At 71.5% G+C, this 17,423-nt stretch carries 18 protein-coding genes; 5 read left to right on the top strand and 13 right to left on the bottom strand.

Features of this window, described 5'->3' with window-relative positions; all coding sequences use genetic code 11:
- Window positions 1–79: 79 nt before the first annotated feature.
- The gene (locus tag OQ02_RS20855; protein WP_197043415.1) at window positions 80–994 is read left to right on the top strand and encodes a glycoside hydrolase family 11 protein; all 915 of its coding nucleotides are present in this window, start codon (window positions 80–82) and stop codon (window positions 992–994) included.
- 264 nt (window positions 995–1,258) lie between these two features.
- Here OQ02_RS20855 and OQ02_RS20850 read toward each other — a convergent pair whose 3' ends face one another.
- From OQ02_RS20850 to OQ02_RS20835, 5 genes are all read right to left on the bottom strand, one after another.
- Window positions 1,259–2,251, bottom strand: coding sequence for a hypothetical protein (locus OQ02_RS20850; protein ID WP_033440200.1), 993 nt, complete (start codon window positions 2,249–2,251; stop codon window positions 1,259–1,261).
- A gap of 23 nt (window positions 2,252–2,274) precedes the next feature.
- Window positions 2,275–2,622 (bottom strand): MmyB family transcriptional regulator, encoded by a 348-nt coding sequence (locus tag OQ02_RS44860; RefSeq protein WP_231500138.1) that lies wholly within the window; start codon window positions 2,620–2,622, stop codon window positions 2,275–2,277.
- Window positions 2,623–2,746: 124 nt separating this feature from the next.
- Window positions 2,747–4,006, bottom strand: coding sequence for an MFS transporter (locus OQ02_RS20845; protein WP_051772583.1), 1,260 nt, complete (start codon window positions 4,004–4,006; stop codon window positions 2,747–2,749).
- 59 nt (window positions 4,007–4,065) lie between these two features.
- The gene (locus tag OQ02_RS20840; RefSeq protein WP_033440199.1) at window positions 4,066–5,349 is read right to left on the bottom strand and encodes an RNA polymerase sigma factor; all 1,284 of its coding nucleotides are present in this window, start codon (window positions 5,347–5,349) and stop codon (window positions 4,066–4,068) included.
- 14 nt (window positions 5,350–5,363) lie between these two features.
- Window positions 5,364–5,783 (bottom strand): YciI family protein, encoded by a 420-nt coding sequence (locus tag OQ02_RS20835; RefSeq protein ID WP_033440198.1) that lies wholly within the window; start codon window positions 5,781–5,783, stop codon window positions 5,364–5,366.
- A 229-nt stretch (window positions 5,784–6,012) separates the two neighbouring features.
- Here OQ02_RS20835 and OQ02_RS20830 point away from each other — a divergent pair, with 229 nt between their 5' ends.
- Entirely contained in the window at window positions 6,013–7,152 is a 1,140-nt protein-coding gene (locus tag OQ02_RS20830) for a hypothetical protein (RefSeq protein WP_156077173.1), read from the top strand.
- Between the two features lie 34 nt (window positions 7,153–7,186).
- On the opposite strand, the gene OQ02_RS20825 is transcribed toward OQ02_RS20830, so the two are convergent.
- Genes OQ02_RS20825 through OQ02_RS20810 form a run of 4 tightly spaced genes read right to left on the bottom strand, consistent with a single transcriptional unit; the run spans window position 7,187 to window position 9,706 of the window.
- Window positions 7,187–8,068: an ABC transporter permease gene (locus tag OQ02_RS20825; protein WP_033440196.1), complete on the bottom strand. Its 882-nt coding sequence runs from the start codon at window positions 8,066–8,068 to the stop codon at window positions 7,187–7,189.
- The gene (locus OQ02_RS20820) at window positions 8,065–9,003 is read right to left on the bottom strand and encodes an ABC transporter ATP-binding protein (RefSeq protein WP_033440195.1); all 939 of its coding nucleotides are present in this window, start codon (window positions 9,001–9,003) and stop codon (window positions 8,065–8,067) included. Before OQ02_RS20820 ends, OQ02_RS20825 begins: the two co-directional genes overlap by 4 nt.
- Entirely contained in the window at window positions 9,000–9,227 is a 228-nt protein-coding gene (locus tag OQ02_RS20815; RefSeq protein ID WP_033440194.1) for a helix-turn-helix domain-containing protein, read from the bottom strand. The genes OQ02_RS20820 and OQ02_RS20815 overlap by 4 nt, the downstream gene beginning before the upstream one ends.
- A complete protein-coding gene (locus tag OQ02_RS20810; protein ID WP_033440193.1) occupies window positions 9,227–9,706 on the bottom strand; it encodes a DUF2975 domain-containing protein in 480 nt (159 codons plus the stop codon). The genes OQ02_RS20815 and OQ02_RS20810 overlap by 1 nt, the downstream gene beginning before the upstream one ends.
- Before the next feature lie 170 nt (window positions 9,707–9,876).
- On the opposite strand from OQ02_RS20810, the gene OQ02_RS20805 reads away from it, so the two are divergent.
- Entirely contained in the window at window positions 9,877–10,464 is a 588-nt protein-coding gene (locus OQ02_RS20805) for a hypothetical protein (RefSeq protein ID WP_033440192.1), read from the top strand.
- 7 nt (window positions 10,465–10,471) lie between these two features.
- Here the strand turns inward: OQ02_RS20805 and OQ02_RS20800 are convergent, their stop codons facing one another.
- From OQ02_RS20800 to OQ02_RS20785, 4 genes are all read right to left on the bottom strand, one after another.
- Window positions 10,472–10,879, bottom strand: a complete 408-nt coding sequence (locus tag OQ02_RS20800) for a hypothetical protein (RefSeq protein ID WP_033440191.1) — start codon at window positions 10,877–10,879, stop codon at window positions 10,472–10,474.
- Between the two features lie 208 nt (window positions 10,880–11,087).
- On the bottom strand, window positions 11,088–12,920 hold the full coding sequence (locus tag OQ02_RS20795) for a RiPP maturation radical SAM C-methyltransferase (RefSeq protein WP_033440190.1): 1,833 nt from the start codon (window positions 12,918–12,920) through the stop codon (window positions 11,088–11,090).
- The gene (locus OQ02_RS20790; protein ID WP_033440189.1) at window positions 12,917–13,279 is read right to left on the bottom strand and encodes a hypothetical protein; all 363 of its coding nucleotides are present in this window, start codon (window positions 13,277–13,279) and stop codon (window positions 12,917–12,919) included. The genes OQ02_RS20795 and OQ02_RS20790 overlap by 4 nt, the downstream gene beginning before the upstream one ends.
- A gap of 15 nt (window positions 13,280–13,294) precedes the next feature.
- Entirely contained in the window at window positions 13,295–16,069 is a 2,775-nt protein-coding gene (locus tag OQ02_RS20785; protein WP_081915804.1) for an AfsR/SARP family transcriptional regulator, read from the bottom strand.
- Between the two features lie 98 nt (window positions 16,070–16,167).
- Here OQ02_RS20785 and OQ02_RS20780 point away from each other — a divergent pair, with 98 nt between their 5' ends.
- On the top strand, window positions 16,168–16,722 hold the full coding sequence (locus OQ02_RS20780; RefSeq protein ID WP_033440188.1) for an RNA polymerase sigma factor: 555 nt from the start codon (window positions 16,168–16,170) through the stop codon (window positions 16,720–16,722).
- Window positions 16,723–16,943: 221 nt separating this feature from the next.
- Window positions 16,944–17,423 (top strand): endo-1,4-beta-xylanase (locus tag OQ02_RS20775; RefSeq protein WP_033440293.1); only part of this gene is annotated, 480 nt, incomplete at its 3' end.

Genomic DNA, 17,423 nt, shown 5'->3' with positions numbered 1-17,423 from the left:
GGAACGGCCGATGCCCCCTGCACCGGAAAGGAACTCGCCGATGTCGGTCAACATCAGACGCGGGAAAGCAATCCCGCTGATGGCGATCACATTCATGCTCGTCGTATTCGGAGCGCCCAACGCCTACGGCGCGGTGACCTCCAACCAAACCGGCAACAACAACGGCTACTTCTACTCGTTCTGGACCGACAGCCCCGGCAGCGTGTCGATGGAGCTGGGTTCCAGCGGCAACTACAGCACGTCGTGGCGCAACACCGGCAACTTCGTCGCGGGCAAGGGCTGGAGCACCGGCGGGCGCCGTTCGGTGAGCTACTCGGGCAGCTTCAACCCGTCCGGCAACGCCTACCTGACCCTGTACGGCTGGACCAGGGGTCCGCTCGTGGAGTACTACATCGTCGACAACTGGGGCACCTACCGGCCCACCGGGACGTACAAGGGCACGGTCACCTCGGACGGCGGCACGTACGACATCTACAAGACGACGCGGGTCAACCAGCCCTCCATCGAGGGCACCCGGACGTTCGACCAGTACTGGAGCGTCCGGCAGTCGAAGAGGACGGGCGGCACCATCACGTCCGGCAACCACTTCGACGCCTGGGCCCGCAACGGGATGAACCTCGGCTCGCACGACTACATGATCATGGCGACCGAGGGTTACCAGAGCAGCGGCAGCTCCAACATCACGGTCGGCGGCAGCACCACCACGCCGCCTCCCACCGGCGGCGGCGGCAGCTGCACCGCGACCCTGTCCGCGGGCGAGAAGTGGAGCGACCGGTACAACCTCAACGTCTCGGTCAGCGGCGCGACCAGCTGGACCGTGACGATGAACGTGCCGTCGCCGGCGAAGGTCCTGTCCACCTGGAACGTCAGCGCGAGCTACCCGAGCGCACAGGTGCTGACGGCGAAGTCCAACGGCAGCGGGAACAACTGGGGTGCGACGATCCAGGCCAACGGCAACTGGACCTGGCCGACGGTCTCCTGCGCGGCGGGCTGACCCGACCCGATCTCCGGAGGACACACCGGGATGCCGTGGTGACACGGCTCGTGCCCCCTGACGGCCACCGCTCCGGCGGTGCCGCAGGGGGCACGACCCGTTCCGGGTGACGCGACGGCGATGCGTTCGGAGGCAAGGGTTCCCGGTCGTCGTCGCGCTGACGAGAAGGCGGTCCGCTGGTCACCGGCCTCGACCGGCCCGCTCCGCTGAGCCGACGGGTCCGGCCCGGACGGTGTCGTCCGGGCCGGACCCCGGGGCCGCCGGTCAACGGCAGGACAGCTGTGCCAGCAGCAGGTTCGGGTCGGCGGCGGTGGTGTAGGCCGCGCTGAACACGTGCGCGGTGTCGTCGCGCACGGCCACCGACGTGGGGTTCTGCAAGCCGTCGGCGGCGTCGAGCAGCGTGGTGGAGGTGCCGTCGGGTGCGATGCGCACCACCTGGTTCGGCCCGTTGAGCGCGGCCAGCACGTCGTCGCCCAGGAAGGCGAAGTCGTCGATGCCGACGAGACCGGTGGCGCGGACCTCGACCTGGCCGGGGCGTCCGTGCCGCACCGGGACGCGCAGCAGGGTGCCCTGGTCCAGGTTCGTGGCCCACACCGCGCCGCGGCGCACCTGCACGCCGTTGGCGCCGAGGAAACCGGTGGCGGCGAGTTCCGGTGCCGCCGACCAGACTTCCGCCGTGCCACCGCGCAGCGGCACGGTCGTGATCGTGCCGAGCACGGAGTCGGTGGCGTAGAACGTTCCCGTTCGCTCGTCGAGGGCGAGCCCGTTGGGCAGGCCGTCGGCGGGCAGCGCGGCGATGCGCTGCGGTGCGCCACCGGGGCGGAGCCGGTAGAGGCCGGTGGAACCGGCGTCGCCACTGGCGTAGAGGAAGTACAGCGTGCCGTCGGCGGTGCGCACGATTCCGGTGGTGAGGGCGAACTTCAGCACCGGGGTGTGCACGCCGCCGTCGGCGGGCTCGGGCATGGTGGCGAGAATCGTGGTGGCACCGCCGGGGATGACCGCGGCGACCTGTCGTGCCGCCGCGAACGTCACGTAAGCCGTGCCGTCCGGTGCGAGGGCGACGTTCTCCGGCAGCTGCCCGGCGAGCAGGTCGAAGTGGTTCGCGATCCGCGACCGCACCACCTGGGTGTGCGCTGCCGGCCGGGACTGCGACATCGCGGCCGGCGTACCTGCCCCCGCAGCCGACGCGGGGGCGGTGGAGAGCGCGACTGCCGTGCCGGCGGTCAGGATCACGGTGATGATGGCCTTTCTGCGCATTCTGTTCCCATTCTCATGTGTTCTCAGGCGCGCACGATCGTCCGTCCCGCTCCCGCGACGGCGTTTCGCGCACCGCTGTCCTCTGTGGATCGAGGGCGTGCACGAGCAGGGTCATGGCCGCGTGCGAGGGCGAGTGAGCGAGCCGACCAGCGGGTGTTGCATCTCGACCACCGCTTCGCCGACCGACGTGACGCGGTGTCAGCCCACCGGGACGCGAATTCGCGGCTGCGTGCGGACAGCTCGCCTACAAACGAAGCCAGTGCGGGATCGTCCGGGTGTCGCCCGGACGCCAGCCGCGACGCCCCGACGACGGCCCCCGCCTTGGTCGGCGGCCACCCGCCGCCGGTCGCCGTGGTCGACCAGACCCACATCCTCCGGCCGCAACTGCGAACGACGGGCTTGGAGGAACTCCCCCAGCAGGCGTTTCGCGTCCATGGCCCCAGTCTCGGCCACCCCAGCGGACCTAGCCACACCCCGCTGGTGTCACCCAGGACGTCAGAACGGGTCGAGGCGGGTCGAGCGGACTTCGGGGACGAGGAGGATGGCGGCGCTGCTGAGGAGCTGCCAGGCGACGCCGAACCACAGGACCGGGCCGATGCCGATCGAGTCGGAGACCGGGCCCACGACCGCGAGGCCGACCGGTCCCAGCGCGTACGCGCCGAGCAGTTCGTAGGACGTGACCCGTGAGAGCACGTCGCGCGGGATCAGGGTCTGCTCGGTGGTGCGCCACAACGCCACGAACACGCCCAATCCGACACCCACCGCGAACGCCGACACGGCCACCGCCGGCAGGGGAAGACCCAGGGCGAGGGAACCCAGCAGGAACACCCAGCTGAGCTGGACCAGGACGATGGTCACCAGCGGTCGGCGCACCTGGACCCGCAGCAGCACGACGCCCGCCACGACCGCGCCCGCACCCTGCGCCGCCGCGATCGTGCCCCACGCCCACGCACCGCCCAGCCCGTCGCGCGCGACCACCGGTCCCAGCACCATGAACGGCGCCACCACGACCATGTTCCACAACGCGAACTGCACGACGCCCGTCCACACCCACCGCCGGGACCGGAACTCCGCCCAGCCCTCCCGCAGGTCGCCCAGGATCGACTCCCGCTTCGGCGCGCTGCGCCGCGGCACCCGGACACCGGCCAGGAACACCGCGCTGAGCAGGTAGCTCACCCCGTCCACCACGAGGACCACACCGGAACCGCCCAGCACCACCAGCACACCGGCGACGGCCGGACCCGCCACGTCGGGGATCGCCTTCGCCAGACCGAGGAACGAGTTGGCCCGCTGCAACCGGTCCGGCTCCACCAGGTCGGGCGGCATGGCGGTCAACGCCGGCTGGTAGAACGCCGCCGCACCACCACGCACGGCTGCCAGCAGCATCATCGACCACACCTCGGCCGTGCCGGTGAGGACGAGCGCGGCGAACACGAACTGGGCGGCGGCGCACACGACGTCCGCCACCACCATCACGGTCCGGCGCGAGACCCGGTCCGCGAGCACCCCGCCGGCGAGCAGCAGCACGATCGACGGCACGACGCCCGCCGTGAACACCAGGCCGAGGGCCGTCGCCGAAGCACCGGTCTCCAGCACGGCGAACGCCATGGCCACCGGAGCCATGGACGACCCGACCAGGGACGTGGCGTAGCCGAGGAAGAAGCGCCGGAACCTCCGGTCCGCCAACAACTCCGCCGCGTCACGCCACTTGCCGCGACCGACCGCCGCCCCCGGAGCCGTGCCGGTGTCGCCCATCAATCCCCCTCCGAGAACCGGGGGGACGCCCCCCGATTCTCCAATATAGGGAAGACGATCTAGGCGAGGTCGGCGAGTTTGCGCTCCAGCACCAGGCGTTCACGTTCGTTGCCGCACAGCCGCACGGCGCGCTCCAGTTCCGCGCGTGCCTCCTCCACCCGTCCCATGCGGGTGAGGAGTTCACCGCGAACGCTCGGCAGGAGGTGCGAGTGGGCCAGCGCGTCGGCCGTCACCAGGTCGTCCACGATCGACAGCGCGGCGGCCGGTCCCCGCGCCATCGACACGGCCACCGCCCGGTTGAGGTCGACCACCGGCGACGGCGCGAGCCGGCCGAGCGCTTCGTAGATCAGCACGATCCGGTCCCAGTTCGTCGCCTCGACCGACGGCGCGACGGCGTGGCACTCGGCGATGGCCGCCTGCAAGCCGTAAGCGCCCAGACCGCGGCCGACCTGTTCCGCACGGGCCAGGGCGGCCCGTCCACGGCGGATCGCGGCACGGTCCCAGCGGCGGCGGTCCTGGTGCTCCAGCAGCACGGGTTCACCGTCCGGCCCGGTCCGGGCGGGGAAGCGGGCCGCGGTCAGTTCGAGCAGCGCCAGCAGGCCGTGCACCTCGGGCTCGTCCGGCATCAGCCGCGCCGACACCCGTGCCAGGCGCTGCGCCTCGCTCGCCAGGTCGAGCCGGATCAGGTCGCCGCCGAAGCTGGCCGTCGACCCCTCGGTGAAGATCACGTAGAGCACGTTGAGCACCGAGCCGAGCCGCTTCCCGCGCTCCTCGACCGGCGGCACCTCGAACGGCACCCTCGCCGCACCGAGGGTCTTCTTCGCCCTGGTGATCCGGGCCTGCACGGTGGCGGTCGGGATGAGGAACGCCTTGGCGATCTCATCGCTGGTCAGACCGCCGACCACGCGCAACGTCAGCGCCACCCGCGCCTCCCGCGACAGCACGGGGTGGCAGGAGGTGAACATCAGCGCGAGCACGTCGTCGTCGATCTGGTCCGGGTCCCACAGCACGTCCTCGGCCTGGTCGGACGCGCTCCCCGGGAAGGAGCCGCCCTCACCCTGGTCACGGGCGAGGGCGGCGTACTTCTCGTCCAGGGCGGAATGCCGGCGGAACGCGTCGATCGCACGACGCTTGCCGACGGTGAGCAGCCACCCCGCCGGGTTGCGCGGCGCACCGTCACGCGGCCAGGTCACGAGCGCCTCCGCCAACGCCTCCTGGGCGATGTCCTCGGCCAGCGCGAAGTCGCCGGTGTACCGCGTGAGGGCGCCGACGATCCGTGCGGACTCGATCCGCCACACGGCGGCGACGGCGTCACGAGCCGCGCGGTCGGCGGGGGTGGCCATTCCGGTCTACCCGCTCAGAGCTGGCCGGTGGCTTCGCGCCAGGCCCGCTCCTTCTGGATCCACTCGTTGTCCTGCGGGAACTCGTCGATCGACGTGACCCGGCGGATCTCGGTCTTGAAGCCAGGACCGCTCATCGGCGACCGCTTGGCCCACTCGACGGCCTCTTCCTTCGAGGTCACGTTGAGGATGTAGAACCCGCCGAACAGCTCCTTGGTCTCGCCGTACGGGCCGTCGGTGACGACGGGCGGCTCGGAGGAGTAGTCGACGACCACGCCTTCCTCCGCGTCGGCAAGTCCTTCCGCGGCAACCAGGACACCGGCCTGGAGCATCTCGTCGTTGTACTTGCCCATGGTCTCCAAGATCTGGTTGAAGTCGAACTCACCCATGCTCTTGTAGGCCTCGTCGGTCGCGCGCATGATCAACATGTACTTCATGGCCCTAGTCTCTCCTGTGTCCATTCAGGCCGTTCCCGGCCCCCTTCACCCTCAGGTCGAACGGCGGGCACCGCGAATCGACACGACCGGCGAAAAACTTCTGCGGCCCGCGGCGGGCCGCTCGACGGGGGTCACCCACAAGGGCTGAACCGGCTGTTCGGGCGGGTGGCGGGAGGTCCCGGTGCTTACCGTGCCGGTGGAGACCGTTACCACCGTTGCGGGGTGTGGCGTGGAACGACGAGCTTTTCACCGGGCGTTGCTGCTGAGCGGTGTCACCGTGCCCGCGCTCGGGTCGGGTGTCGCGATCGGCGCCACGGCGAACGACGTGCCCAGCCGGTCGGTGGTGGAGTACGGCCTGCCGCCGACGAAGGACACGCACGAGCTGGTGAAGGTGCCCGGCCTGCCGCTGGTGCTGGTGTCGCAGATGTCCGACGCCCGGCTGGTCAAGGTCCGGCTCGACCCCGACACCGAAGAGGCCGTGGCGGTGCGCGCGCACCCGCTCGGCGGGCCGGGCGACATGCTGCACGGCCTCGCGGTGTCCCAGCGCTACCCGGGGATGGTGTGGGCCACCCACGAGGGCGGCAACCGGTTGCTGCTGGTCGACCCCGGTGGCGCGGACGTGGACGTCCCGCCGCGGGTCGTGCGGGTGATCGACGTGCCCGAGGGACGGGGCCCGCACTACGTGGGCGAGTACGACGACCGGCTCTGGGTCAGCCTCAAGACCAGCAACGACGTGCTGTCGATCGACCACGCCGATCCGTCCCGCTACCGGCTCTACCGGGCGCGCGAGAACCCGATCTTCGTCGCCCGGCACCCGTTGTCAGGCGAGTTCTACGCGAGCCAGGACGATGCGAGCCTGATCCTGCGCATCGACCCGCGCGCGGACCGGGTCACGCAGATCCCGGTGGAGGGCCGCACGCCGGTCGGGCTCGTGCCGGGCCCGACCGGGCTGTGGGTGGCGATGCTGGGCACGAAGGAGCAGGGCACCGGCACGTTCGGCCGGATCGACGCCCGCGGCCGGATCACGTGGTTCCGGCTGCAGTCCTCGGAGGTGGCCGACGCGGGGCTGCTGCACATCGCGTTCGACCCGCCCGACGCCGGCCGCGGACCGGGCGCGTGGCTGCTGGGCTCGTCCATCATCTGCGACGACGTGCTGGACGTGGTCGTGCGCGTCGCCTTCGACGCCGACTACACCCGGGTGGTGGGCGAGGAGGTCACCGTGCTGCCCACGCAGCACTGCAAAGCCCACCGCCTCCTCCCCCTCCGGCGCAGCCTCCTGGTCACCGAGCTGACCAGCTCCACCCTCGCCCGCCTCACCACCCACGCCTGGGACCGCCCCACCGACCCCCAGCCCGGCGACCCCAGCTGACCGGTGGACGCGGCGGACCGGTGGACGCGGCTCGTCACCGGTTCGCGTCGTCGCGCCCCAACCGCAGCCGGCCGAGCAGCAGGGCGCCACCCGCCCAGCAGAGCAAGGTGACCACCGAGGACGTCCACGTCATCCCCGGCACCTCCCCGATCAGCAGGAACACCGCGCCCGACCCGGGCAGGCGCTCGGCGACCGCGGACGTCCACTCGTAGCCGAAGTTCGGCAGCATCAGCGGGAGCACGAGCATCAGCAGGAACACCGTGACGAGGGCTCCGGCGATGTTGCGCAGCAGGAAGCCGAGCCCGATCGCGAACGCCGACCCCGCCGCGAACACGAAGGCGACGTTGCCGAGCACGTCCAGGCCGTGGCCCAGCGGAACGTCGAGCAGCGGGTGGGCCGTGACGAACGCCGTGAAGGTGGACGCGACCGCGAGCAGCACGCCGAGGCCCGTCACCGTTCCCACCGCCACCGTCGTACGGGCGAGGAAGAAGATGCCGCGCCGCGGCGTCCACTGGAGGGCCGGGATGATCCCGCCGGTCGCGTAGTCGGACGTCACCGCGGTCAGGGTGAGGGCGAGCAGGGCGAACTGCACCGGCATCCCGGCGACGGAGGCCGCCGACCACGCCGGGGCGCCCTGCGGGGGAACGGGGTCCGAGGCTGCTTCCAACCCCGCGATGGCGCCGACCCCCACCATCGTCACGGCCGCCGCGGCGAGGAACCACCACGTCGCCTTGACCGTCCACAGTCGCGTCCACTCGGCAGCGCAGGAGCGGGCGAACACCCTGCCGACGGAGACGCCGCCGGAGGACACGCCGCCGACGGGGACCTTGCCGGCTCGGCCTCGGCCGACTGGTGCCTTGCCGGCTGGGGCCTTGTCGGCTGGGACCTGGCCGGCCACGCCGGACGCCGCCGTCACCGCGCCACCTCGGTCGTCCCCGCCGACCGCGCCTCACGGCCGTGGTACTCGACGCTGCTGTTGGTCAACTCCACGTAGGCATCCTCAAGGGACTGGCGCACCTCGGACAGGTGGTGCAGCGGAACGTGCAGGGCGTGGGCGAGGTCGCCCACCTCCTCGGCGGTGCTGTCCTCGACCCGCACCTCGTCGGCGTCGACCCGTTCGGCCTGGAAGCCGTGCTCCCGGAGCGCGGTGAGGAGGCGATCGGGCTCCGGGCCGCGGACACGCACCCGGACGTGCCCCAGCCCGCTCATGATCTGCGCCGTCGTCGCGTCGGCGATCAGCCGGCCACGGCCGATGACGACCAGGCGGTCGGCGACCTGTTCCATCTCGCTCATCAGGTGGCTGGAGACCAGCACGGTGCGGCCCTCGTCGGCGAGTTGGCGCAGCAGCCCGCGAATCCACCGGACGCCGTCGAGGTCCAGCCCGTTGATCGGCTCGTCGAACAGGAGCACGCCCGGGTCGCCGATCAGCGCCGCCGCGATGCCGAGGCGCTGCCTCATGCCCAGCGAGTAGCCCTTGATCCGACGGCGGGCCGCGCGGTCGAGGCCGACCCGTTCGATCACCTCGTCCACCCGGCGGGCCGGGATGCCGTTCGACCGGGCGGCCACGCGGAGGTGGCTGCGCCCGGTGCGGCCGTGGTGCGCCGCGCCGGGGTCGAGCAGCGCGCCGACCTCCCGGAGCGGTTCGGTGAACGTCGCGTACGGACGCCCGTTGACGAGGGCCGTGCCCGAGGTGGGCCGGTCGAGGCCGAGCATGATCCGCATGGTGGTGGACTTGCCGGCGCCGTTCGGCCCGAGGAACCCGGTGACCTTGCCCGGTTCGACGTCGAAGCTCAGGTCGTCGACGGCGAGGACGTCGCCGTAGCGCCTCGTCAGGCCGCGGACCTCGATCACCGCTGTCCTTCTTCGTCGGCCTCGTCGACCCACTCCAGCAGGTCGCCGGGCTGGCACTCGAGCACCCGGCACATGGCTTCCAGCGTGCTGAAGCGGACGGCCTTGGCCCGGCCGTTCTTCAGCACCGCCACGTTCGACGGCGTGAGCCCGACGCGTTCCGCGAACTCGCCGACGCTCATCTTGCGCTTGGCCAACTCCACGTCGATGCGCACGATGATCGGCATCAGATCACCGCTTCCATGTCGTTCCGCAGCGTGGTGGCCTGCCGCAGCAGCGCCCGCATCACCACCATGAGCAGCCCAAGCACGGTAAGGCCGATCAGCATCAGGAACAGCATCAGCGGCACGCCGGGGTCGTCCGCGTTGAAGCCGACCCAGAGGAACACGCCCACGAACACGACCCACGCGGCGGCGATGGCCCACACGATCGCGTCCACCCACTTCAGGGACGCCTCGCTGAAGATGCGGTCGTTCTTGACCAGGGTCAGCAACCTCCAGGTCGACACGACGACCACCTGCACGCACAGCACCCAGAACACCGTGATGGCGGTCAGCGGCCACCTCAGGTGGGCCAGGTCTGGCGACTCCTGCGCCATGTGCGCGAACTGGCCGGGCAGGGACATCACCTGGAACAGGACGAGGACTCCGAACAGCAACACGAGGAAGACCCTCAGCAGGGCTACCGCCCAACGCTCTGCGATCATGCATTGAGTGTCACTCGTTCCCTATCGAATGTCAATCGGTACCTGTCGTTTCACGGTCATGCCTGCGGGTCGTGACCGACGCGTGACGGACCGGGGACGACGATCCCGGCGGCGATCTTGGTCGGGCCGGGTGGGAGAATGCGGCTCCACCGAAGGTCAAGGGGACACCGATGCTCTCGCAGGCGATGAACGTGCTGCACATGCACCAGAAGGTCACCCTGATGGTGAACCGCTACGAGATCTTCGCCGACCAGGGCGGCGAACCGGGTCAGCTCGTGGCGTTCGTCGAGCAGAAGCGGATGGCGTTCAAGGAGCAGGTGACCATCTACACCGACTCCGGCAAGAGCCAGGTGCTCGCGGGTTTCCGGGCGCGCAAGGTGATCGACCTCGGCAGCGGCTACGACGTGACCGACGGCGACGGCCGGCCGATCGGCAACTTCCGCAAGGACTTCGGCAAATCCCTGACGAACTCCACCTGGCACCTCGACCAGCAGGGCGCGCCGACGGCCACCGGGCGCGAGCGCAACGCGGGCCTGGCGGTCCTGCGCCGCCTGTGGGGCTTCCTCCCCTTCGTCAACGACCTGCCCTTCCCGTTCCGCTACCACTTCGACTTCGCCCGCGACGGTCAGCCGGTGTTCAGCGTCGACAAGAAGACCTGGATCCGCGACCACTACCTGATCCAGATCGCCGACCCGCACGTCGACCGCCGCGTGGTGATCGCACAGGCCGTCGCCGTGGACGCCCTCCAGTCCCGCTAGTCGACGCCTACGCGTTCCCGAGGCCGACGGTCCACCCGGCGTCGAACCGCAGCTCCACCCGGTCGGCGACGCCGAACGCCGCCGACACCGCGAGAGCCGCCGCAGCGCGGACGGCGGACTCCTCCAGGTCCGTCGGGTCGAACTGCGCGTGCACCACCTCGACCACGACGCCGGCCGGCTCCGGCCCGCAGCGCGACACCAGGTCCAGCCCGTCCGCCGCGCCCGCCAGCGCGGCGTCCACGAACTCGCGGTCGGGACCGGGCTGGAGCGACGACGTGTCGTCCTCGTCCACCCGCCACACGACCGCCGCCCCGCTCCCCTCGGCCGCCGCCACCCTCACCCGGACCTGACCGAAGTACCCGACCCCGCCCTTCTGTCGCCTGAGCCGGTACTCGCCGACCCGACCCTCGAACATCGTCGACTCCCGGTCTCTCGGTGGGCGGTCCCGGTCAGCGGTCCCAGGCGGCGGTCCCAGGCGGCGGTCCCAGGCGGCGGTCTTACTCGGCGGCCCCGGTCAGCGGCCCCGGTCAGCGGCCCCGGTAGGCGGTCTCGGTAGGCGGTCTCGGTAGGCGGCCCCAGGCAGCGGTCCCAGGCAGCGGTCCCAGGCAGCGGTCTTGCCGGGCTCAGCGCCCGGGCGTGGCGGGCAGCGCGAGGGACAGCGCCAGGTTGCCGTCCAGGAACATCAGCCCACGCTCCGCGAACTGCTCGAACGCCGCCTCCACGTCCGCCACCGGCCGGTCCAGCCCCAGAGCGGAACGGACCGCCGGAGCGGTGGTCGGGCGTTCGCTGCACGCGACGTAGATGTCCGCGAGCGTGTCGTGGAACGTGTACGTGCCGTCGTGCCCCTGCCGGCGCCGGTCCTCGATCCGGAGGAACCCGCGCGTGGACCGGAACGTGAGCGACGGCGGACCGCCCGACCACGCCTCCGCCCAGTCCGCCACCGCCTTCGCCAACGGCGCGTACGCGGACGGCGGCAGGGCGTCGACGAACTCGTGGTCGAAGAAGTACGCGACCCGGTCGAGGTCGACGCCCTCCGGGTACACGTGCCGGTAGCTGGCCTCGAACGTCCGGCGCTGGGGTCCGAACCGGTCGGGCTGGGCGTACAGCGGGCTGAAGCGCTCGAGCCAGATCCCGGCGGCGCTCGCCGGCGGTTGCAGGTGCACGAGGTGCGGCACGACGGCGGCCTGCGCCAGGTAGTCCTCCTCGGTCTCGCCGGGGAAGCCCCACAGGATGTTCCAGCCCACGTGCAAGCCGTAGTACCGGGCCCAGCGGAGCAGGTTGACGTTCTGCGCCGCCCGCACGCCCTTGTCCATCAGCCGCAGCACGCCGGAGCTGAGCGACTCCAGCCCCGGCTGGAGGTGCGTGACCCCGCCGTGCGCCAGGACTTTGAGCTGTTCCCTGGTGAGGTTCGCCTTGACCTCGTAGAAGATCTGGAAGTCGTGGCGTCCGGCGGCCAGCGCGGGGAACAGCTCCTTCAGGTAGGCCGGGTCGAGGATGTTGTCGACGGCCTCGAAGCGGAACGCGTGGTAGCGGCGCGCCTGCCCGACCAGCTCGTCCAGCACGCGCTGCGGCGACTTGGCGCGGAACCGCATCGTGGTGCCGTTGAGCCCGCAGAACGTGCAGTGGTGCTTGGCGCCCCACCAGCAGCCCCGCGCCGACTCGAACGGGAGCCACGTCTCCGCGGTCGGCAGGCCAAGCGAAGCCGACCGCTCGAAGAACTCGCCGTAGTCCGGCGCGGGCAGGTCGTCCAGCTGGTCGAGCGGTGGGGCCGCTTCGGTCGCCACCACCCGGTCACCGTCGCGGCGGGCCACGCCGGGGACGTCGGCGGGGTCGGTTCCCGCCGCCAGCGCGGCCAGCAGCCGGGGGAACGCCCGGTCACCCTCGCCGATGACCGCGTAGTCGACGCAGTCCACCGAGCGCACGAGTTCGAGGCCCATCACGCCGTCGAAGTTCGCGCCGCCGAACACCGTGACGATGTCCGGGAAGCGCTCCTTCAGCCGTCGGGCCAGGGCGAACGACGCGGTGTTCTGCTGGAACGTCGAGCTGAAGCCGACGACCCCCGTGCCGTGCCAGTCGCCACCGTCCACCAGCGCGTCCAGGAACGCCGGCACGTCGTGCTCCCGCGTCCGCATCAACCGGTCGCGCACCGACGCGGACTCCCCCGCCAGGTAGGCCAACTCGTCGGCGAACTCCGCGGGCAGCTCGCCGTCGACGTCCGGTGCGGCGGCGCCGAACGCCTCCACGGAGAACAGCCAGTCGCCGACCTGCCTGCCCCGGTGCTCGGCGAGCAGCCGGTAGTAGGCCGGCCCGATCCGCGCCGCGAGGTCGAGGTTGGCGTGCAGGGTGCGCACCGGGAAGCCGTTCGCCTCCCCGATCGCCTTCAACAGTCCCACCTGGATCGACGGTCGATCGACCTGCATGAACGGCATCGACACGAGGACCGTCGGCACGGTCATGGCTGCGAGCTGCTCGGCGTGCCGCGTCTGCTGATCATCGCCGCCTGCGCGGAGCCCGGCGGCACCGGCGGGCACGGCGGGTTGTTCCGGCTGATCAGGTTCTCCTGCGGTGCCGCGGCGTACTCGACGACCAGCGCCGCCTGGTGCGGGGTGAACGCGGTGGCGAACTGGTCGCTGAAGGAACGGTCGTCGGGGGGACGGTCGTCCGCTGCACCCGACAGGCCGGTGACTTCGGTGACGTCGCCGGCGACCTTGAGGATGGCCGACAACAGGGCGCGCTGCGGGTCGTTCAGCTGGACCTCGTCGAGCTTCGCGAAGAGCTCTTCGACCTCTTCGGCGGTGATGTGCGGTTGTGTCATCGTTCTGCGCTCCTTTCACGTGTCCGATGTGGACTTCTCCAGCTTGGCGCGGGTGTCGTCCGCGTCCGGGTGGCTGAGCTGGTCGAGGATGTCGACGGACCGCTGCCAGGCGGCACGGGCGGCGTCGACGTCACCCGCGTCGTGGTGCGCGTCGCCCAGCGAGGACAGGACGTGCGCCTCGTTGATCCGGTAACCGGACGCCCGGAACAGGTCCACCGCGGCCTGGTAGCAGGCCACCGCGCGGGCGTGCTCCTCGAGCTGGTGGTGGGCGTAGCCGAGGCTGTGCCAGGTCTGGCCCGCACCGAGCTGGTCGCCGAGTTCCGTTTGCAGGTCGAGGGCTTTGCGGCAGTACTCGATGGCCGTCACGTGGTCGCCCAGCAGCGTGTGGAACCACCCGACGGCGTTGAGCACCTTCGCCTGCCCCGCCTGGTGGCCCGCCGCGCGGAACAGCTCCAGCGCCTGCTCCGCGTTCAACAGCGCCTCGACGTTGCGCTCCTGCCGTTCGAGCAGCCACGACCAGTAGAACCGGACGAAGGCCTCGCCGACCCGGTCGCCCTCCCCGCGGTAGAGGGAGAGTGCGAGGTCCAGTTCGGCGCAGGCGTCCTCGTACTTGCCGAACCACACGTACGTGCAGCCCAGGTAGCAGTGCGCGAACGCCTCCTTCAGCGGGTCGCCGAGGCGTCGCGCGGCGGCCAGCGCCACGGTCAGCGCGTCGACCTCGTCCTGCCAGTGGCCCTGGTGGGCGAGGAACCGCCGCATCGTCCAGACCAGCTCCCACACCTCGACGTCGAACTCCGGGTCCTGGTCGGTGGCGGCCAGCAGCACGCGGTGCTCGGCGTCGAACCAGGCCAGCGCCTCCGTGCGGTCGGCGACCGGTTCGGGCGTGACGCCCGGCGGAAGTGGCGTCAGGGCGGGCAGCTCCTCCCGGCGGGGGTCGAGCAGCCGGTCCGCGTCGTTCGCGCTGTGCAGGTAGTGGCCCAGCGTCCGCCGGACCGCCGCCCGCCGCTCCGGTTCGGGGTCGAGCGCTTCTGCCTGTTCGGAGGCGTAGGCGCGCAACAGGTCGTGGCAGGTGTAGCGGCCGGGGCTGTGCTCGGTGACGAGGTGCGCCCGGGACAGCTCGGCGAGCAGGCGGCGCACGGTGCGCAACGGCAGTCCGGCGAGGCCGGCCGCGGCACGGGTGCCGAGGTCGGGTCCGGGGTGCAGGCCCATCAGCCGGAAGAGCCGGGCCGCGTCGGCGGTCAGCCGGAGGTAGGACCACGAGAACACGGCCCGCGGGTCGGTCGCCGGGTCTGCGCCCGCGAACTCGTCGAGGCTCCCCCGCGCCGCGCGCAGCTCGCGGGCCAGCGCCGCCAGCCCGAACTTCGGGTGCGTGGCCGCACGGGCCGCCACCACCGCGAGCGCCAGCGGCAGCCGGGCGCACAGCGTCACGATCTCGTCCACCGCCCGGGGCTCGGCCGAGACCCGTTCGGCACCGAGCCGACCGGCCAGCAGCCGCCGCGCCTCGTCGGCTTCGAGCAGGTCGACGGACAGGTGCCGGGCGCCGTCGGCCACCAGGCCGGACAGCTGGTCCCGGCTGGTCACCAGCACCAGGCAGCCCGGCGAGCCGGGCAGCAGCGGGCGCACGTGCTCGGCGTCGCGCGCGTTGTCCAGCACCACCAGGACCCGGCGGTTCGCGAGCAGGCTGCGGAACAGGCCGACCTGGGCCTCGAAGCCGACCGGCAGCCGCTGCGGCGACACCTCGAACGCGTCCAGGAACCGCCGCACCGCCTCGGCGGGCGTGACCGGTGACCCGGTCGGGTCGAACCCGCGCAGGTTCACGTACAGCTGGCCGCCGGGGAAGTGCCCGCGCACCCGGTGCGCCCAGTGCACGACCAGCGCGGTCTTGCCGACGCCCGCCGTGCCGGACACGGCGACGATCCGCACCGCCGTCGCACTGCCACCCACCAGGTCGTCGAGCAGCCGCACCTCGTCCTCGCGGCCCGCGAAACCAGGAAGGTCCGGCGGCAGCTGGGCGGGGGTCGCAAGTGGACTGTCCTGTTCGGGCGGTGGCAGTTCGCCGCGCAGGATGGCGCTGTGCAGGGTGCGGAGTTCGACGCCGGGATCGGTGCCCAGCTCGTCGGCGAGCCTGGCCCGGACGACGGCGTAGCGCTCGACCGCCTCCGCGTCCCGCCCGGTCGCGTGCAGCGCCCGCAGGAACAGGGCCTCCAGCGGCTCGGAGAGCGGGTACTCCGCCAGGACGTCGGGCAGCGCGGCGATCACCGCGTCGGGACGGCCGAGCCGGAGCTGCACCTCGCCCCACCGGGTCACCGCGTCGAGCCTGCGCCGCCGCCAGCTCTCCCGGACCTGGTCGACCCAGTCACCGGCGATCCCGGCCAGCGGCGGGCCGCGCCACAGGCCCAACGCCTCCGTCAACGCCGCCGCGCGGGCCTCGTCCTCGGCCGGGCCGCGTGCCGTCAGCCGGGTGAACCGGTGCAGGTCGACGAGGTCCGGGTCGACGTCCAGCACGTACCCGGCGCTGCGCCGCTCCAGCCGTGCCGGTACGCCGGTGCGCCCGCTCGCGGTGGCGAGCAGCCGCCTGATCCGGCTGAGGTGCGAGTACAGGACGTTCCGCGCCTCGACGGGCGGTGCGTCGTCCCACACCCGGTCGATCAAAAGTCCGATGTCGACCGGCCGGCCGGCGTCCACCAGGAGCGCGGCCAGCACGGCCTGCTGGCGAGGGGTTCCGACGTCCAGCGGCCGGTCGCCCGCGAGCAACCTCACCTCACCGAACAACCGGAATTCCACATCCATCGATGCTCGTCGCTCCGCAAGGTCGCCGCAAGGTTTTCGAGCAGGGCGACCCGAAATCGTGAACGGGTCGAACCGGCAAGCGAAATCGGGGGCCTGACATGGGTCACAACACCACGGACACACTCCTCCTGGAACACGCCGCGCGCGGTGGGGAACCGGCCTGGCGGGACATCGTCCGCAGCTACACCCCGCTGGTCCGGGCCGTGTGCCTGCGACACGGGATCAGAGGCGCGGACGCCGACGACGTCGGGGCCACCGTCTGGCTGCGCCTCGTGCTGAACCTGAAGACGATTCGCCAGCCGGAGGCGCTGCCGGGCTGGCTCGCCACCACGACCAGGCGGGAGTGCTTCATGGCGCTGCGCCACCGGAACCGCCACACCCCGACCGACGACGAGCCGGTCGACCAGGCGGAGCCCGGCGCGGACGTGTCCCTGCTCGACGCCGAGCGGCACGAGGCCCTGCGCCAGGCCCTCGTCCTGCTGCCGGAACGCGACCGCGAACTGCTCTCGCTGCTGTTCTCCGACCCGCCGACGCCCTACGACATGATCGTGGAGAACCTCGGCATCCCGCGCGGGTCCATCGGCCCGACCCGGCAGCGCTGCCTGGCCAGGATTCGGCGGATTCCGTCGATCGCCGCGCTGCTGGAGGACTGAGGCGGCGTAGTTTTGGCCGATCACCGGCCGTAAGTTTCGATAGTTTCGTAACTCGCGGAAGGTAGTACGCGTGCCGACCACTGCTCGTCTACCTGGGATCTTGCGTCTCTATAGGTGAAGTCCGGTGCTTGACTCCGGAGATCATTCGTCCTAGCTTTCGAAAGCCGCCACCGCAGGATGCGAAACTTTCGACCTGCTACGACGATCCCTTGGAGGAAGTGATGTCCAGGAATGCTGTCACCGTTGCCGGCAGGCCGGTGGCGCGAGGAGGGCAGCGACGCGTCGCCGCCCTGGCCGGCGCGGTCGGGTTGCTCGGCGCGTTGGCCGTGGTGCTGCCCAGCGTGGCCAGCGCCGGCACGACGCTGGGCGCGTCCGCCGCGGAGAGCGGGCGGTACTACGGCACCGCCGTGGCGGCGAACAAGCTGGGCGACTCCACGTACGTGGGCATCCTCAACCGTGAGTTCAAGATGGTCACGGCTGAGAACGAGATGAAGATGGACGCGACCGAGCCGAACCAGAACCAGTTCAGCTACGGCAACGCGGACCGGATCGTCAACCACGCCATCTCGCAGGGGATGCGGGTGCGCGGTCACGCGCTGGCCTGGCACTCGCAGCAGCCCGGCTGGATGCAGAACATGTCCGGCACCTCGCTGCGCAACGCCATGCTCAACCACGTCACCCAGGTCGCCACCTACTACCGC

Origin of the sequence: Saccharothrix sp. NRRL B-16314, from assembly GCF_000716595.1 — a bacterium.
In the GTDB taxonomy this organism is placed as follows: domain Bacteria; phylum Actinomycetota; class Actinomycetes; order Mycobacteriales; family Pseudonocardiaceae; genus Actinosynnema.
The sequence above is the reverse complement of the archived record's forward strand: the minus strand, read 5'-3'. Positions and strand labels throughout refer to the sequence as shown.

Coding starts and splice junctions, on each gene's coding strand:
- OQ02_RS20855 (WP_197043415.1), top strand. CDS start 80: ATGGCGATCACATTCATGCTCGTCGTATTCGGAGCGCCCAACGCCTAC.
- OQ02_RS20850 (WP_033440200.1), bottom strand. CDS start 2,251: ATGCGCAGAAAGGCCATCATCACCGTGATCCTGACCGCCGGCACGGCA.
- OQ02_RS44860 (WP_231500138.1), bottom strand. CDS start 2,622: ATGTGGGTCTGGTCGACCACGGCGACCGGCGGCGGGTGGCCGCCGACC.
- OQ02_RS20845 (WP_051772583.1), bottom strand. CDS start 4,006: ATGGGCGACACCGGCACGGCTCCGGGGGCGGCGGTCGGTCGCGGCAAG.
- OQ02_RS20840 (WP_033440199.1), bottom strand. CDS start 5,349: ATGGCCACCCCCGCCGACCGCGCGGCTCGTGACGCCGTCGCCGCCGTG.
- OQ02_RS20835 (WP_033440198.1), bottom strand. CDS start 5,783: ATGAAGTACATGTTGATCATGCGCGCGACCGACGAGGCCTACAAGAGC.
- OQ02_RS20815 (WP_033440194.1), bottom strand. CDS start 9,227: ATGCCGATCATCGTGCGCATCGACGTGGAGTTGGCCAAGCGCAAGATG.
- OQ02_RS20810 (WP_033440193.1), bottom strand. CDS start 9,706: ATGATCGCAGAGCGTTGGGCGGTAGCCCTGCTGAGGGTCTTCCTCGTG.
- OQ02_RS20805 (WP_033440192.1), top strand. CDS start 9,877: ATGCTCTCGCAGGCGATGAACGTGCTGCACATGCACCAGAAGGTCACC.
- OQ02_RS20800 (WP_033440191.1), bottom strand. CDS start 10,879: ATGTTCGAGGGTCGGGTCGGCGAGTACCGGCTCAGGCGACAGAAGGGC.
- OQ02_RS20795 (WP_033440190.1), bottom strand. CDS start 12,920: ATGACCGTGCCGACGGTCCTCGTGTCGATGCCGTTCATGCAGGTCGAT.
- OQ02_RS20790 (WP_033440189.1), bottom strand. CDS start 13,279: ATGACACAACCGCACATCACCGCCGAAGAGGTCGAAGAGCTCTTCGCG.
- OQ02_RS20785 (WP_081915804.1), bottom strand. CDS start 16,069: ATGGATGTGGAATTCCGGTTGTTCGGTGAGGTGAGGTTGCTCGCGGGC.
- OQ02_RS20780 (WP_033440188.1), top strand. CDS start 16,168: ATGGGTCACAACACCACGGACACACTCCTCCTGGAACACGCCGCGCGC.